This is a genomic window from Pseudomonas sp. S10E 269 (assembly GCF_002798465.1).
GTDB lineage: Bacteria > Pseudomonadota > Gammaproteobacteria > Pseudomonadales > Pseudomonadaceae > Aquipseudomonas > Aquipseudomonas pergaminensis.
This window is the reverse complement of the sequence record NZ_PHIJ01000001.1, coordinates 3,156,563-3,172,076: the sequence shown is the minus strand read 5'-3', so window position 1 is coordinate 3,172,076 and position 15,514 is coordinate 3,156,563. Positions and strand designations below refer to the sequence as shown.

At 61.1% G+C, this 15,514-nt stretch carries 13 protein-coding genes; 6 read left to right on the top strand and 7 right to left on the bottom strand.

Going from position 1 to position 15,514, the window contains the following annotated elements:
- Positions 1–66: 66 nt before the first annotated feature.
- From CWC48_RS14760 to CWC48_RS14740, 4 genes are all read right to left on the bottom strand, one after another.
- Positions 67–690 (bottom strand): heme acquisition protein HasA, encoded by a 624-nt coding sequence (locus tag CWC48_RS14760; RefSeq protein WP_078050282.1) that lies wholly within the window; start codon positions 688–690, stop codon positions 67–69.
- Positions 691–793: 103 nt separating this feature from the next.
- Complete coding sequence (locus CWC48_RS14755) at positions 794–3,544, bottom strand: TonB-dependent receptor (protein WP_100492109.1); 2,751 nt, start codon at positions 3,542–3,544, stop codon at positions 794–796.
- A 942-nt stretch (positions 3,545–4,486) separates the two neighbouring features.
- The gene (locus tag CWC48_RS14745) at positions 4,487–5,485 is read right to left on the bottom strand and encodes a FecR family protein (protein ID WP_100492107.1); all 999 of its coding nucleotides are present in this window, start codon (positions 5,483–5,485) and stop codon (positions 4,487–4,489) included.
- A gap of 63 nt (positions 5,486–5,548) precedes the next feature.
- The gene (locus CWC48_RS14740) at positions 5,549–6,070 is read right to left on the bottom strand and encodes an RNA polymerase sigma factor (protein ID WP_078050285.1); all 522 of its coding nucleotides are present in this window, start codon (positions 6,068–6,070) and stop codon (positions 5,549–5,551) included.
- Between the two features lie 207 nt (positions 6,071–6,277).
- Here CWC48_RS14740 and aroQ point away from each other — a divergent pair, with 207 nt between their 5' ends.
- A complete protein-coding gene (gene aroQ, locus CWC48_RS14735) occupies positions 6,278–6,727 on the top strand; it encodes a type II 3-dehydroquinate dehydratase (protein ID WP_078050286.1) in 450 nt (149 codons plus the stop codon).
- Positions 6,724–7,572, top strand: a complete 849-nt coding sequence (locus CWC48_RS14730; RefSeq protein ID WP_078050287.1) for a shikimate dehydrogenase — start codon at positions 6,724–6,726, stop codon at positions 7,570–7,572. Before aroQ ends, CWC48_RS14730 begins: the two co-directional genes overlap by 4 nt.
- A 145-nt stretch (positions 7,573–7,717) precedes the next feature.
- On the opposite strand, the gene CWC48_RS14725 is transcribed toward CWC48_RS14730, so the two are convergent.
- Together CWC48_RS14725 and quiC are read right to left on the bottom strand one after the other, a co-directional pair.
- The gene (locus CWC48_RS14725) at positions 7,718–8,359 is read right to left on the bottom strand and encodes a TetR/AcrR family transcriptional regulator (protein WP_078050288.1); all 642 of its coding nucleotides are present in this window, start codon (positions 8,357–8,359) and stop codon (positions 7,718–7,720) included.
- Between the two features lie 77 nt (positions 8,360–8,436).
- The gene (gene quiC / locus CWC48_RS14720) at positions 8,437–10,338 is read right to left on the bottom strand and encodes a 3-dehydroshikimate dehydratase QuiC (RefSeq protein WP_100492106.1); all 1,902 of its coding nucleotides are present in this window, start codon (positions 10,336–10,338) and stop codon (positions 8,437–8,439) included.
- Positions 10,339–10,560: 222 nt separating this feature from the next.
- Between quiC and CWC48_RS14715 the strand changes: the two genes are divergently transcribed.
- Positions 10,561–11,895, top strand: coding sequence for an MFS transporter (locus CWC48_RS14715; RefSeq protein ID WP_100492105.1), 1,335 nt, complete (start codon positions 10,561–10,563; stop codon positions 11,893–11,895).
- A gap of 1 nt (position 11,896) precedes the next feature.
- On the opposite strand, the gene CWC48_RS14710 is transcribed toward CWC48_RS14715, so the two are convergent.
- A complete protein-coding gene (locus CWC48_RS14710) occupies positions 11,897–12,775 on the bottom strand; it encodes a DMT family transporter (RefSeq protein WP_078050291.1) in 879 nt (292 codons plus the stop codon).
- 178 nt (positions 12,776–12,953) lie between these two features.
- Between CWC48_RS14710 and CWC48_RS14705 the strand changes: the two genes are divergently transcribed.
- The 3 genes from CWC48_RS14705 (at position 12,954) to CWC48_RS14695 (ending at position 15,403) form a co-directional block, all read left to right on the top strand.
- Positions 12,954–13,370: a membrane lipoprotein lipid attachment site-containing protein gene (locus CWC48_RS14705; RefSeq protein ID WP_078050292.1), complete on the top strand. Its 417-nt coding sequence runs from the start codon at positions 12,954–12,956 to the stop codon at positions 13,368–13,370.
- Positions 13,371–13,525: 155 nt separating this feature from the next.
- Complete coding sequence (locus tag CWC48_RS14700; protein ID WP_078050293.1) at positions 13,526–14,413, top strand: neutral zinc metallopeptidase; 888 nt, start codon at positions 13,526–13,528, stop codon at positions 14,411–14,413.
- On the top strand, positions 14,414–15,403 hold the full coding sequence (locus CWC48_RS14695) for a hypothetical protein (RefSeq protein WP_100492104.1): 990 nt from the start codon (positions 14,414–14,416) through the stop codon (positions 15,401–15,403).
- Positions 15,404–15,514 lie beyond the last annotated feature (111 nt).

Sequence of the window (15,514 nt, the reverse complement as noted above, 5' to 3'; positions counted from 1 at the left end):
CGACGGTGTGTCATGCGGCGAATGGGAGAGCGATCTTCCATTCGCTTTTTTCATGCAGCAGAGGGTTTAGGCCGCGAGTGCCCAGTCCTGCGCCACGTCTTGCACGCCCACCAGCGCAACGTCGGTGGCCGCCGGGGAAGCGGCGTGGCTGGCGACCGCAGCGGCGATGTCGTCGAAGGTGCTGTTGAGGCCTTCGCCGATCGAACCCAGCAGATCGGTGAGGACGGTTTCCAGGGCAGACGTGTTGCCCTGCATCAGGCCGTAGATCACGCTCTGCACCTCGTTGCCGACGCGACCGGCGTCCGACGCCGCGCTCAGGTCGAGGCCGTTGAACGCCACCTTGAAGTCGGTCAGGCTGAAATCGCTGCCGCCACCACCGCCCAGGCCAGTGCCCAGTTGAACGTTATCCAGCTCGCCCCACAGGAAGTGGTTCTGGTTGCTGCTCGCCGGCAGCGTAGGGTTGAACACGTAGTGCAGGCCATTGCTGGTGTCGCTGTCGGCGATAAAGGCGTAATCCGAGCTGTTGGCACCGTGGGTAGCGTACTGGTCACCGCTGAGGGAGCCATTGCTGAAACCACCGGTATTGCTACTGCCGTGACCCGCAGTGGCGAAGCCCAGGGCCCAGGCGCTCAGGTACTCGTTAACAGTGATAGAACCCAAGCCAGAATCGTAGCTAACAGAAATAGTCATCACTAAACCTCGTTAAACAACGCTATTGATGAGCACGCACAAGTGGCGCACTTTTTTACCCACCCTTGGGTAAAACCATTGATCAAGTACAGGCTGCTACTGATCAGAACTTGTATTCCAACATCCCGCTCAGGGTCCGGCCGCGGGCCAGGCTGAGGTTGTTGGCATCGCCCATGGCGACGAAATAAGCCTCATCGGTGGCGTTTTCCAACGCCAGCGCAATGTTCAAGTGGTCGGTCATCCAGTAGCTGGCGTACAGGTCATACAGGGTGTACTGGGGCCAGAGCGCCTGGTCGATCAGGTCGTAACCCTGCTGATTCAGGTTCTCCCCATTGCCCGCGCTGTAGCGCACACGCACGCCGGTATCCAGGCGTTTGTCCAGGAAGCGCGCCCCCAGGGTCAGGGAGCCGCGGTCGGCGGGCATGTAGGTGGCGTTACCCATGATCCGGCCGCAACTTTCCTTGTTGTTGGCGACGTCATCGTCGAGCACTTCGTAGCGGGTCACGAGCCGGATGCGGGAAACGCCGTTTGCGTCCACATAGCGTTCGATACGCGACGTGCTCGGCCCGTTCTTCTTCGCGCCGCCCAGGTAGTAGTTCTTCGAACAGAACTCGTTGCTGCCGATCATGTGGGTGTAGCTGAAGTTGGCGTACGCCCGGCCCATGTCGTAGTTGAGCTGGTACTCCATGCCGCGAAAGCGCGTGGGGTTGGTGTTGTTGACGTAGGCCATGGTGCCGAGAAAGCCGCCGACGGTGGTTTCCGGCAGGCTGACGCTGGTGTTCAGGAACGAGAAGTTCTCGATCTTGGTATCGAAGTAAGCCACCTTCATGCCCAGGCGGTCGTCACTGAACAACAACCCTTCCTTGAACACGTTCATGCCCACTTCCCAATCCTTGGATTCCTCCGGCTTGAGGTAAGGGTTTGGAAACACACGCTCACCCGAGCCGCCGCCGTGGGGGCGACCGGTCATGAAGGTTTCGGTCACCCCTGGTGGGCGCCAGCCCTTGCCCCAGCGGGTGTACAACTGCAACCAGTCCACGCCGGGTTTAACCGCGATGCCGAAGGTCGGGGAAAACTGGCCTTCCTCACGGTCGATATCAATCACTTCGGACACGCGCTTGGCGCCCACCAGGCTGCTGTAGAAGCGATCACGCCGGTACAGCGTCATGCCGGTTTCGCCTTCAAGCCTGTAGCGGTCGTAACGCAGGCCGCCGTCGACGGTCAGCCAGTCGTCATATTCGTATTGCAGGTTATTGAAGAGGCTGGCGATGGTACGTTTACCGCCGGGCGTGCCGCCTTCGGCATAGGGCAGCAGGCCGAGCAGGTTGACGGCTTCGACCTTGTTGGTCCGTGGCTTGAACTCGTCCTGGTACAACTCCACGCCGTAGTTCCAGCTCACATGTCCCCATTCGCCGAAATCAAACCGCGAGGTGTTGTCACCCTGTAGACCCCAGGTGTCAGTCTGGAAGTGATCGGTGTAGGCCCCCACGTAGTTGCCGGTGCCCACCGACGCCATGTTCGGTGTGTTGGCACGGTCCAGTTGAGTGGTGACGTAGTAAACCTTGGCCTTCAGATCGACCAGCGGGTTATCCGGCGTGTAGCTGTAGTCCAGCGCAAAGTTCTTGGCGTTGAGGTTGTTCTTGCTGACACGGTGGTAGAACACACTTTGATTGTCATCGGAGGTATAGGCCCAGGCATCGTTGCTGTCGCTGTCACTCTCCAGGTAGCTCAGTTGCACACGCTGGTCATTCGGCAGGTTGAGGCCGAGCTTGATGATCTGCGAACGGGTCACGCTGCCCATGTCGCCGACTTCGCTGTTCAACCAATCATCGAACGCGGCAGGCATGACCTTGCGCGCACGCAGGTTGGTGCCCAGCTTCTGGTCATTGTGGGTACCGGCGCGGTAGTTGCCGAAATGCCGCTCGCTATAGCCGAGCAGCACATCGCCACGCTCATCACCAAAGGCAAACACGCCACTGCCATTGAAGTAGGTACCGTTGCCCAACTCACCGATACCGCTGCCCGCGCGAAAACGTCCGCCGATCTCTTTACCGTCCTTGAGGAACTCGCTGGCGTCCAGGGTCTTGAACGAGGCGATCCCGCCGAGTACGGCCGCCCCACCCTGCCCCGACTGGCTGCCCTTGTCGATCTCGATGCTGGAAACGAACTCCGGGTCGATCACCATGGTGCCGTTGCGCTGCTGGTGACCGTTGACGTTGAAATTCTGGCGCATGCCGTCGATGTTCATGTTCACGCGGCCGTAATCCTGCACGCCACGAATATTCACCGAGAGGCCGGGGTCACGCTGGTTGACGGCGGTGTAGACGCCGGCGGTTTCCTCAAGCATGTCGGCCGCGTGACGGGGTGGACGTTTGTCGATCATGTCACGGCTGATGACTGCCACGGACTTTGGGGTCTGATACACCCAATCACTGGCCTGGCCAGTGGTGTTGCCGGTGATGGTCGTGGTGCCTACGGTCATCGCGCCGTCGTGATCGTCGCTGACACGGTTGAGCGTGACCTGGCGCTCGCTGGTAAAGCGATACTCCACCGGCGCGGCCCCGAGCAAACGGCCCAGGCCTTCCTGCACGCTGAAACTGCCCTTGATCGCCGTGCTGCTCAAGCCTTGCAGACGCTGGCTGTCGAACAACACCTGCAAACCGGCCTGATCAGCAAAGGCCAGCACGGCACTGCCCAGAGGTTGCGCGGGAATATCAAACGTCAGCACGGCAGGTTGAGTCGCGCCCGACTGCGGCTGCGCGGCACACACCGGAGCGACTGCGGCGAACAGCCCCAGATGAATGGCCAGGGCTAACCGGCTACCGGTGATACGCCCCTTGTTGAGTGCTGACATTTAGGATGTTCCCTGCGCTAAGCGCTTTTTGTTTATGCGAATGCTTCTCACCTAGCAAGACGTACGACGCGCAGGAAGTCAGTAAGACTTTTTCAAAAGTTTTTTAACAAAGGGATGTCAGGCAGCAAAAAGGAGCCGACTTGCCGGCGATAACCACAAGTACGAACACAACGCTGTAGCCCCAGGTACCCACGATGCGAAGCGAGCCGCTTTTGATCGTGATCTTGATCTGGCTTTTGATCTGGCTTGTGATCTGGCTTTTGATCTTAGGCGCCCCGTCAAACACGCTGGCCGGAATTCGACAGGGATTTGGGGGGTAAACCGGCAGGGATGCCGGTTTAGCCGCCCCGCGCCATGGATGGCGCGTGGCGGCGGCCCCCAAATACCTGTCGGATTACGGGCACACCGAGCCTAGGCGAGGTGCCGAGTGTTGGGGCAAGAGCCTTTTGCTTACTTTTGGGCTTTTCAAAAGTGAGCCGCCGTAAGGGCGGAACCCATAGCAGCCGTTACCCAAATAACGGATATGTACCCGGTCTGCCCCAACATCCAGGTCGGCTGTCAGGCCGCCTTCGCAGGCAAGCCAGCTCCCACATTTAGATCGCGGGGTGACAGTTGGATTGTGGTCGGCTGTCAGGCCGCCTTCGCGGGCAAGCCTGCTCCCACAGTTGGATCGTGGGGTGACAGTGGGAGAGTGGCCGGCTGTCAGGGCGCCTTCGCAGGCAAGCCAGCTCCCACATCTGGATCGTGGGGTGACAGTGGGAGAGTGGTCGGCTGTTAGGCCGTCTTCGCGGGCAAGCCTGCTCCCACATTTGGACCGTGGGGTGACAGTGGGAGAGTGGTCGGCAGTTAGGCCGCCTTCGCGGGCAAGCCCGCTCCCACAGTTGGATCGGCTGTCAGGCCGCTGGCGGGAGCACGGTCCCTTGGCCAGCGCCAACAGGACAATCAATAGATCAGGCTTAAGCCCGCCAGGTCCAAGCGCTGCACTTGCAACTCCTGGGTCAGCGTGCCAAGGGCAGTGTCGAGCATGTCGAGACGAAACACCCCGCTGACCTCGCGATCACCCAATGCCGAATCGGCCAGCACCACACGCCCAGGCCGGTAGCGGTTGAGCTGCTCGATAACCTTGGCCAACGGCTGGCGATCAAAAATCAGCACGCCGCGTCGCCAACTGGTGGCCCGCTCTACATCGAGCTGGTCCAGGGGCACGATGCCCTCCTCGAGGTTATAGCGCGCAGCCAGGCCCTCCTTGACCACCCGGTCGGCCGGCCCCTTTTTCGGGATAGCTTGCAAGGAAACCTCGACACTGTGCTCCAGCACGCCAACCCACGCCTGGCTATCGCCCTCGCGCGCCACCACAAACCGCGTGCCCAACGCGCGGGTTTGCCCCCCGGCGCTTTGCACCACGAACGGCCGGGTTTCCTCACCCACCATCGGCGCCACATCAAAGATCGCCGAGCCCTGGAGCAGGCTGATACGGCGTTGCACACCGTCGTAGTCCAGGCGGATGGCGCTGTCGGAGTCCAGCTCCACCTTGCTGCCATCGGCCAGGTGCACGGTGCGCACCTCGCCTTTCGGGGTGATGTAGTCGGCTTGCATCCGCAGCACCATGTCCGGCCCGCGCACCCAGCCGACACCGGCCACCACCATAACCAACGCGACGGCGGCCGCACGCTGCCACGGCCGACGCCGTGTGGAACGCCGCACGGGTGGCGTCGCCGCTGGCGGGCGCTGACGGTGCACCGGTTCGTCCTTGTACGCGTCACCCAATGCCGCCCAGGTCTGCTCGGCAAAGCGCAATGCCGCTTCATGGCGGCTGTCGCAGGCGATCCAATGCTGCAGCTCGGCCTGCTCCTGTTCGGTCAGGGCACCGGCGTGCAAGCGCACCGCCCACTCGGCGGCCGCCTCGGTAATGCTGTGCTGTTGCGGACCCTGGCTATTCACGTGTGAATCTCGAATTTTTCGTTATATAACGCTGTGACGTCTGACCTGGTGCATTTCGGTAACTCATTCGTCGGATGGCGCCACCTCGCCTTCCTGCAAGCGCTGCATCACGTAGGCCAACGCCTTGGCCAGATGCTTTTGCACTGAGCTGTCAGAGATGTCCAAGTGCCGGGCGACCTGGGCGTGGGTCATGCCTTCGATGCGGTTGAGACGGAAAATCTGCTGGGTGCGTTCCGGCAACTCCGCCAGTGCCTGCTTCAATGCCTGTCGCTGTTGCTGCGCCATTGCCTGAGCCTCCAACCCGGCCACTTCATCTTCAATCTCGGCCAGCGCCTCGTGGGGCACGGAGTCTGTCTTGCGCCGCGCTTCCTGGCGAATATGGTCGATCAGCAGATTGCTCGCCGTTCGATAGAGATAGCCCTGGGAGTTGTCGATGCGCTCGCCGGCCGGTTTTTCCGCCAGGCGCAGGAAACTCTCCTGCACCAGGTCTGCGGCCAACTGCGGGTCCCGCACCTTGCGCGCCAGATACCCGCGCAAGGTATCGGCGTGCTTGAGAAACAGGCCTTTGAGATCCACGTCCGACAAACCGACTCCCTGGAATGTTAAGGAAACAGACGGGCATCTTAAGCGTTGTCGAGAATGATTTTCAATTGATATCTAATCTGATTCCACCGCAACAATGAGCCGATTAACAGTTCGGTAATCGAACACATCCGGCGCCATCAATTGACCAAATTAACCAACCAGTACATTTTATCCACACAACTAACAAGAACTGTGGAGATCCACCCTATGCCGCCCATCGTGCTGGTGCTCAACGGCCCCAACCTCAACCTGCTCGGCACCCGCGAGCCCGCTACCTACGGCCACGAAACCCTCGCCGATGTCGCCGCCCTGTGTGGGCGCAGCGCCGATCAGCTCGGTTTGAACATCGAATTTCGCCAGACCAACCACGAAGGCGAATTGCTCGACTGGATCCACGGCGCCCGCGCCCGCTGCGCGGGCATTGTGATCAACCCCGCGGCCTGGACCCACACCTCGGTGGCGATTCGCGACGCGCTGGTGGCCAGTGAAGTCCCGGTGATCGAAGTGCATCTCTCCAACGTGCATGCCCGTGAAGCGTTCCGGCATCACTCGTTTGTGTCGCCCATTGCCAAGGCCGTCCTCGCAGGCTTCGGCAGCCACGGCTACCACCTGGCCCTGGAACATTTCAGCCAGTTGCTCAAAGGGTCGTCCCGATGAAACCGCGCATCCTCGCCGGCCTGATCGGCGCCGGTATCCAGGCCTCCCGTACACCTGACCTTCATGAACAGGAAGGTGATGCCCAGGGCCTGCGCTACTTGTATCGCCTGATCGACCTCGAACCGCTGCGCCTGGACATCAACGCCCTGCCCGACCTACTGGACGCCGCCGAACTCATGCACTTCACCGGACTGAATATTACCTACCCGTGCAAACAGGCAATCCTGCCGTTGCTCGATGAATTGTCCGACGAGGCTCGCGGCATTGGCGCGGTCAACACGGTGGTGTTCAAGGACGGCAAACGCATCGGCCACAACACCGATTGCCTGGGGTTCGCCGAAGGCTTTCGGCGCAACTTGAATGACGTCGCCCGCGAGCGTGTGGTGCAGATGGGTGCCGGCGGTGCTGGCGCGGCGGTGGCCCATGCGCTGCTGGCGGAAGGTGTGCAGCACTTGAGTATTTTCGACGTGGACGCCAGTCGCGCCCGCGACCTTGTGGATAACCTTGCGCTGCGTTTCGGCGCTGGTCGGGCCCAGGTGGGCCAGCACCTGGAAAACGCGATGGCCGAGGCCGATGGCTTGGTCAATACCACGCCGATGGGCATGGCCAAACTGCCGGGCACGCCGGTGCCTGCAGCGTTATTGCGGGCGCAATTGTGGGTGGCGGAGATCGTGTATTTCCCGCTGGAAACCGAACTGCTACGCGACGCCCGCGCCTTGGGTTGCCGCACCTTGGACGGCGGCAACATGGCGGTGTTTCAGGCGGTGAAGGCGTTTGAGTTGTTCAGTGGGGAAGTGCCGGATGCACAGCGTATGTTGGCGCATTTCCAGGCCATGAATACCTAACTGCCGAAACCGGATCAAAAAATGTGGGAGCGGGCTTGCTCGCGAATGCGGCGGGTCAGGCAACCATGTTGCGACTGATCCACTGCATTCGCAAGCAAGCCCGCTCCCACATTGATTGCATTTCAGTTTTGAGAGCCGCGCTTACTCAAGCCTGCAAGTAACGCATCACCGACTCACAAATCATGTCCCGATGCCGCTGTTTAACCGCCTCATCCGACAGATCGATCTGAAAAATCTCACTGAAGGTATGGCGGTTGGACACGCGGTAAAAGCTGAACGAGTTGATCAGCAGGTGCACGTCCAACGGCTCCAGCCCCTCGCGAAACAAGCCCAGCTCGGCACCACGGCGCAAGGTTTCGCCCAGCCCTTCAAGGATCTTGCTGTTCATCGCCTTGATGGTGTCGGTGCGCTTCACATATTCGGCATTGTGGATATTTTCGATACTGACGATGCGCACGAAATCCACGTTCTGGTCATGGTGATCAAAAGTGAATTCCACCAGCCGGCGGATCGCCTCGCGGGGCTCCAGCGCCGTGAGGTTCATGCGCGTTTCGGTGTTGCGGATGTCGCCGTAGAGTTTCTCCAGCACCTCGACGTACAACTGCTCCTTACTGCCGAAGTAGTAATAGATCATGCGTTTGGAGGTGTGGATACGCTCGGCGATCGCGTCCACGCGAGCGCCGGAAAGGCCCTGCTGGACAAACTCGACGATGGCTTCCTGGAGTATGTTCTCGCGGGTCTTTTCCGGATTGTTCTTACGACTCTTGCGGGGTGCCTCGGAGGTCATGGTGCGCTCACGGCCAGTGTTATGCAGGCCGTGATTATGGGCCGCGACGCTCGCCGAAGGAAGCACCCGACCCGCCGTTATAAACGTGCCTGGCGCGCCGCACCGCTGCGCGATTTGGCCATCGCCGCCAGGCGCACTGCCACGTTGGCCGCGCCGTAGCCGGCATAGCCGTTCTTGCGCTGGATGATCTCGAAGAAAAACCGCCCCTCGAAAGGCTCGGTGTACACGTGAAACAACTCACCGCCCTGGGCGTCGCGGTCGTACAGCACGTTGTAGTACGCCAATTCGCTGAGGAACTCGTCATCGAAATCGAAACGCGCCGCCAGGTCGTCGTAATAGTTGAGCGGGATATCCAGCAGCGGCACACCCGCCTCTTTGGCGCGGCGCACCTCGGCGAAAATATCCGCGCAGTCGAAGGCAATGTGGTGCACGCCCGAGCCGCGATAGCTCGATAGCGCGTGGGAAATCGCCGTGTTGCGGTTTTCGGAGATGTTCAGCGGCAGGCGGATCGAGCTGCAACGGCTGCGCAGGGCACGGCTTTTCACCAGGCCGTAAGGGTCGGGCAGCACCACTTCGTCATCGGCTTCGAAATCCAGCAGGCTCTTGTAGAACAGCACCCAACTGTCGAGGCTGTCGGCCGGCAAGGCCATGGCCATGTGGTCGATGCGCAGCAAGCCGCCGCTGGACGACGCGGCAGGCTGCAGGTTGAAGTCGGTGTCATACAAGCCGCCTTCGCTTTGATCCACCAGGTAAATCAGGCTGCCATCTGGCGCACGCACCGCCGCCAGTTCCAGCTCGTTGGGCCCAACCAGGCCGCGATACGGCTGGCCCTTGTACGCCACCGCCCGTTCCAGCGCCTTGGCGCTGTCCTTGACCCGAATCGCGGTGGCGCACAACGACGGCCCGTGGGCCTCAAAAAAGTTGTGCGCGAACGAATAGGGCTCGCAGTTGAGGATCAGGTTGATATCACCCTGACGCAACAGGCTCACGCTCTTGGAGCGATGCTGCCCGGCCTTGACGAACCCCAGGCGTTCCAGCCAATGGGTGAGCTTGGCGCCGAGGCTTTCGTCCACGGCGAATTCGAGGAACTCGATGCCGTCGTATTCACTGGCCGCCGGGGTGTCAAACAGAATCTCGACAGGTTGCGCCGGCACTTCCTGCTTCAGGCGCTCGCGGGTCTTCTCTTCCAGGTACAGCAAGGAGCGCAGGCCATCCGCCGCATTCGCGCGAGTCGGCGCGGCGCGGAAGCCGTCGTTGAAAATCTCCAGGGACAGCGGCCCGGTGTAGCCACTCTTGATGATCGGCGCGAGGAACCCCGCCAGGTCGAATTCGCCTTGGCCGGGGAAGCAGCGGAAATGCCGGCTCCACTCCAGGACGTCCATGGCCAGGATCGGCGCGTCGGCCATCTGCACGAAGAAAATCTTGTCGCCGGGGATCTCGGCGATGGCGCTCGGGTCACCTTTGAGCGACAAGGTGTGGAAGCTGTCGAGCAGCACGCCAAGGCTCGGGTGATCGACCTGGCGCACCAGGTTCCATACCTGTTGCCAGGTGTTCACGTGCTTGCCCCAGGCCAGCGCTTCATAGCCAATGCGCAGGTCTCGGCGGCCGGCGTGCTCGGCGAGCAGGCTGAGGTCGTCGAGCAAAATGCGTTCGTCACCCACGCAGTCGGCCGAGGCATTGCTGCACACCAGCACCAGGTCGGTGCCCAGTTCCTGCATCAAGTCGAATTTGCGTTCGGCGCGCTCCAGGTTGCGCGCCAGGCGGTCACGGCGGCAGCCTTCAAAGTCGCGAAACGGCTGGAACAAGGTAATGGCAATGCCGAGGTCGGCGCACATCTGCCTGACTTCGCGGGGGCTGCCATCGTAATACAGCAGATCGTTTTCGAAGATTTCTACACCGTCGAACCCGGCCGCCGCGATGGCTTCGAGCTTTTCTGGCAGGGTTCCGCTCAAGGAAACAGTGGCAATAGAGCGTTGCATGGGCGACTCCCGGCATTTGAGGATGGTCTTATTTACGGCAAATTATTGGCCGCTAAACTGTCGACAGCAATTAAAATGTACGAACCGGTTAGTTTTTGGTGCGATTATCGAACACTATGCCGCTTTGGCGAATTGACGATTTTTTAGCCGCTGCTCACCATCGATCCGGTAACAAAGACCCAGAACACACCATAAAAATTTCAAAAAAACGGGTACGACCTCATGCCTCTGCAAAACTCCGCCCTGGCCGCGCGCCCGGGCAACCCGCACGCCGGCATCGGCGACAAGATCCGCGGCGCCCTGGCCGTGGGTAAAACGCGCTGGGGCATGCTGGCCCTGGTGTTCTTCGCCACCACCCTCAACTACATCGACCGCGCCGCGCTCGGTGTGATGCAGCCGATCCTCGCCAAGGAAATGAGCTGGACGGCGATGGACTACGCCAACATCAACTTCTGGTTCCAGGTCGGCTACGCCATCGGCTTCGTGCTGCAGGGCCGCTTGATCGACCGGGTGGGCGTGAAACGCGTGTTCTTCTGCGCGGTGCTGTTATGGAGCCTGGCGACCGGCGCCCACGGCTTGGCTACTTCGGCGGTGGGTTTCATGGTGTGCCGGTTTATCCTCGGGCTGACTGAAGCGGCCAACTACCCGGCCTGCGTCAAGACCACACGCTTGTGGTTCCCGGCCGGCGAACGGGCGGTGGCCACCGGTATTTTCAACGCCGGTACCAATGTCGGCGCGATGATGACGCCGATGCTGCTGCCGTTGATCCTGCACATGTGGGGCTGGCAGGCGGCGTTCCTGTGCATGTCGGCACTCGGCGGGATCTGGCTGGTGTTCTGGGGCTTGAAGTACTTCAACCCGGAAGACCATCCCACCGTCAAACAATCCGAACTGGACTACGTGCAGCAGGAAGTCGAACCGGAACAGCCCCGCGTACCGTTCAGCCGCATCCTGCGCATGCGCGGCACCTGGGCCTTCGCCCTCGCCTACTCGATGACCGCACCGGTGTTCTGGTTCTACCTGTATTGGCTGCCGCCGTTCCTGAACCAGCAATACAACCTGGGCATCAACGTGACCCAGATGGGCATCCCGCTGATCATCATTTACCTGACCGCCGACTTCGGCAGCGTAGGTGGGGGAATTCTGTCGTCGTTCCTGATCGGTCGTGGCATGAACTCGATCAAGGCGCGCCTGCTGTCGATGCTGCTGTTTGCCTGCTGCATCGTCGTTGTGATCATGGCCGCCGGCTCAAGCCAGCTGTGGGTCGCGGTGTTTGCCATCTCCCTGGCGATTGGCGCGCACCAGGCCTGGACGGCCAACATCTGGAGCCTGGTGATGGACTACACCCCCAAGCACATGATGAGCACGGTGTTCGGTTTCGGCGGCATGTGCGCAGCCATTGGCGGCATGTTCATGACCCAGATCGTCGGCCACATCCTGACGGTGACCAACAACAACTACACCGTGTTGTTCACCCTGATCCCGGCGATGTACTTCATTGCGCTGACCTGGATGTACTTCATGGCCCCGCGCAAGATCCCGACCGTAGACGTCTAAGCTATCTGCGCCGCTGCTGCCAGGCAGCGGCCAGCCCGCTCATGCAGATCACCCCGATGCCGACCACCGTGGTCAGGTCCGGGGTGTGGTTGAACACCAACCAGCCCAACAACCCCGCGAACACGATCTGGCAATAGCCGAACGGCGCCAGCAAGGCCGGCGCCGCAAAGCGGAACGCCTGGGTCAGCATCAAGTGCGCGGTCATCCCGCACGTGCCCAGGGCCAGCATCAACACGCCATGCCACAGCGTGGGGACCTGCCAGAAGAACGGCACCATCGCACTCATCACCAAGGTATTGCACAGGCCGGCGAAGAAGTTGCTGGTGGTGGGCGTGTCGTATTGGCTGAGGATGCGCGTGAGCAGTTGGTAGAAGCAGAAGAACAGCGCCGAACACAGCGGCAGCAACACCGCCGGGGTGAACAGTTCGCCGCCGGGGTGGATGATGATCAGTACGCCGACAAACCCGCAGATCACCGCCAGCCATTGGCCACGCGTCACGTGCTCACCCAGCAGTGGCACCGAGAGCGCCGTCACCAGGATCGGCGCCAGGAAGTTCACCGCCGTGGCTTCCGCCAGGGGGATGTAATGCAGCGCCGTGGTGAAAAACAGGCTGGTGCCCAATAGGCACAGCGCCCGCACCACCTGCATCCCCGGCCGCTTGCTGCGCAACACCCGCAGGCCCGATTGCGGCAGGAAGATGCCTGCCATCAATAAGGTGTGCACCAGGTAACGGGCCCAGACCACCATCACGATCGGGTAGAACCCCGCCAGGTATTTGGACAAGGCGTCATGGCTGGAAAACAGAAACGTCGCCACCACAATCAGCAAAATGCCTTTGAAGGGGTGGTTGACGCCGGAAAGCGGGGTACTGACAGTCATTGAATTCTCTTGCGTGGCGCACGGTAGGACTCAACCCGGTAATCTAGCAGCCGGGTCGGCGTCTGCCCCAAGAGCATAACCAAACACCGTGCGAACAGCGCACTAAATCACCGGATTCGAGTCCAACGCTGCACCTTAGCCCCTGCGTTGTACACTTTTTAACCAAGGCCCTGCCGCTATGAAAAAAATACTCTTTGTTCTTTCTGCCCTTGCCCTGCTCACCGCCTGCAACCAAGAAGCCAAGGACGCGCCCAAGCCCGCGCCGGCTTCCGTACAGGCCACCCTGGTGCCGCAAACCCCACCCACCGACAAATGGGTCGGCAAATGGATCGGCGTCGAAGGCCTCAACCTGACCATCGCCAAGGACGACAGCATCGGCCGTGGTCACTACATCCTCACCATGCAATACGGCCTCGACGCCGATGACTCGGGCACCTTCAAGGGTGAAGCAGCCGAGGACGGCATCACCTTCACCCGTCCAGACGGCCCGCAACTGCTGCGTGCCGGCGACGGTGCCGCCACCGGGCTGAAATGGCTGGCGGATAAAAAGGATTGCCTGGTGGTGGATACCGGCGAAGGTTACTGCCGCGACTGAAGCGGTATTGCTGACACAAGTTTCATCTGGCGCCCCTGCCGGGACCGGCCGAGAGCAGCGATACTACGCAGCTCTCGAACCTGTCGGACAGCCGGGCTGGCGCCATTCCTACGCACCAACAACACTGTTCCAGAGTTCATCGAGAGGATTGCCCCATGCTATGGAAAAAAGGCCGACGCAGCGACAACGTGGTAGATGCCCGCGATGACACTGGAGGCGGTGGTGGCGGCATGCGCTTTGGGGGCGGCAAGGGCCTGAGCCTCACGGCCATCGTGCTGATCGTCGGCATCGGCTGGCTGACCGGCCAGGACCCCATGCAGATCCTCGGCCAACTGACCGGCCAGATGGAACAGGCGCCGTCTGTGAGCACGCAGTCGCGCCAGGCCCCTCCGGCCAACGATGAGCAAGCTGATTTTGTCCGCGCCGTACTGGGCGACACCGAAGACACCTGGGGGCAGGTGTTCCAGGAAAACGGATTAGCCTACAAGAACCCGAAACTGATTCTGTTCCGCGGCCGGGTGAATTCGGCCTGCGGTGGCGCCACCTCGGCCAGTGGCCCGTTTTATTGCCCGGCTGACCAGCAGGTGTACCTGGACCTGGATTTCTTCCGGGAAATGTCGCAACGCTTCCAGGCCGCCGGCGACTTTGCCCAAGCGTATGTGATCGCCCACGAAGTCGGGCACCACGTGCAGACGCTGCTCGGCATCTCGTCGAAGATCCAGGCCGCGCGCCAGCAGGGCCGGCAGATGCAAGGCGATGGCGGCCTGCTGGTGCGCCAGGAGCTGCAAGCCGACTGTTTTGCCGGGGTATGGGCCAACCGTGCGCAAAAGCGCCTGAACTGGCTGGAGCCTGGCGACATTGAAGAAGCACTGAATGCGGCCAACGCCATTGGCGATGACCGCTTGCAGCAACAGGGTCAAGGGCGCGTGGTGCCGGACTCGTTTACCCACGGCACCTCGGCACAGCGGGTTCGCTGGTTCAAGACCGGCTTCGCCCAGGGCCAGATCACTCAATGCGACACCTTTACCGCCAAGAGTCTTTAGATGAATAAACGATTGGGATTGCTGCTGGGTTTGTTGGTCACCTGTTCCGCCTTGGCCGCCGGGCCTGTCGTAAAAGAGCATGGCGTAAAAGAAGTCAGTCCCGATCGTTTCCACCTGGAGGCCGGCGACCTCAGCCTGGGTTTAAGCCAGGACTGGACTAAACCGCTGCCCCAGGTCACCCGCGCCTTGATCATCGTGCATGGTCGCCTGCGCAATGCGCAGACTTACCTGCAAAGCGGTGAAGACGCCGCCGAGCATGTGGGCCAGGCCGCCCATACACTGGTGATTGCGCCGCAGTTTCTAAATGAATCCGACGTGAAGCGTAACCACCTCGACAACCAGCTGCTGCACTGGAATGGCAACGACTGGATGGCCGGCGACCCCTCCACCGGTCCGGGGCAGATCAGCTCCTATGGCGCTCTCGACCAGATCATCAAGCACTTGGGCAACCGCAAGCTGTTCCCGGCGCTCAAAGAGATCGTGATCGCCGGCCATTCCGGCGGCGGCCAGGTGGTGCAGCGTTTCGCGCTCACCGGACACGACCACCCAACCCTGCAGACCGAAGGCATCAGCCTGCGCTACGTAGTGGCCAATCCATCCTCCTACGCCTATTTCACCCCGCAGCGCCCGGTGAAATTCGACACGGCCAGTTGCCCCGATTTCAACGACTGGAAGTACGGCCTGCAAAACCTGCCGGCCTATGCCAAGGGCCAGAGCGCCGAGCAGCTTGAGCAGGCCTACGTGTCCCGCAACATCACCTACCTGCTGGGCCAGCAAGACACTGACCCGAACCACCCGGCGCTGGATAAAAGCTGCGCCGCCGAAACCCAAGGCGCCTATCGCCTGATTCGCGGGCACAACTATTTTGACTACCTCAAGCAGCGTCATCCGCAGTTGAGCCATCATCTGGTGGAAGTGCCGGGGGTGGGGCATAACGGGGATGGGATGTTTACGTCACCGGAAGGCCAGCGGGTGTTGTTCGTCCAATAACTGACGGAACCGGATAAAACTGTGGGAGCGGGCTTGCTCGCGAATGTGGTGTGTCAGTCACTGAAAATGTTGACTGGCGCACCGCATTCGCGAGCAAGCCCGCGCCCACAT

What these genes read in the sequence shown, in the direction of transcription:
- CWC48_RS14760 (WP_078050282.1), bottom strand. Translation starts at nt 690, where the DNA reads ATGACTATTTCTGTTAGCTACGATTCTGGCTTGGGTTCTATCACTGTT.
- CWC48_RS14755 (WP_100492109.1), bottom strand. Translation starts at nt 3,544, where the DNA reads ATGTCAGCACTCAACAAGGGGCGTATCACCGGTAGCCGGTTAGCCCTG.
- aroQ (WP_078050286.1), top strand. Translation starts at nt 6,278, where the DNA reads ATGCCGCCCATCGTGCTGGTGCTCAACGGCCCCAACCTCAACCTGCTC.
- CWC48_RS14730 (WP_078050287.1), top strand. Translation starts at nt 6,724, where the DNA reads ATGAAACCGCGCATCCTCGCCGGCCTGATCGGCGCCGGTATCCAGGCC.
- CWC48_RS14725 (WP_078050288.1), bottom strand. Translation starts at nt 8,359, where the DNA reads ATGACCTCCGAGGCACCCCGCAAGAGTCGTAAGAACAATCCGGAAAAG.
- quiC (WP_100492106.1), bottom strand. Translation starts at nt 10,338, where the DNA reads ATGCAACGCTCTATTGCCACTGTTTCCTTGAGCGGAACCCTGCCAGAA.
- CWC48_RS14715 (WP_100492105.1), top strand. Translation starts at nt 10,561, where the DNA reads ATGCCTCTGCAAAACTCCGCCCTGGCCGCGCGCCCGGGCAACCCGCAC.
- CWC48_RS14710 (WP_078050291.1), bottom strand. Translation starts at nt 12,775, where the DNA reads ATGACTGTCAGTACCCCGCTTTCCGGCGTCAACCACCCCTTCAAAGGC.
- CWC48_RS14705 (WP_078050292.1), top strand. Translation starts at nt 12,954, where the DNA reads ATGAAAAAAATACTCTTTGTTCTTTCTGCCCTTGCCCTGCTCACCGCC.
- CWC48_RS14700 (WP_078050293.1), top strand. Translation starts at nt 13,526, where the DNA reads ATGCTATGGAAAAAAGGCCGACGCAGCGACAACGTGGTAGATGCCCGC.
- CWC48_RS14695 (WP_100492104.1), top strand. Translation starts at nt 14,414, where the DNA reads ATGAATAAACGATTGGGATTGCTGCTGGGTTTGTTGGTCACCTGTTCC.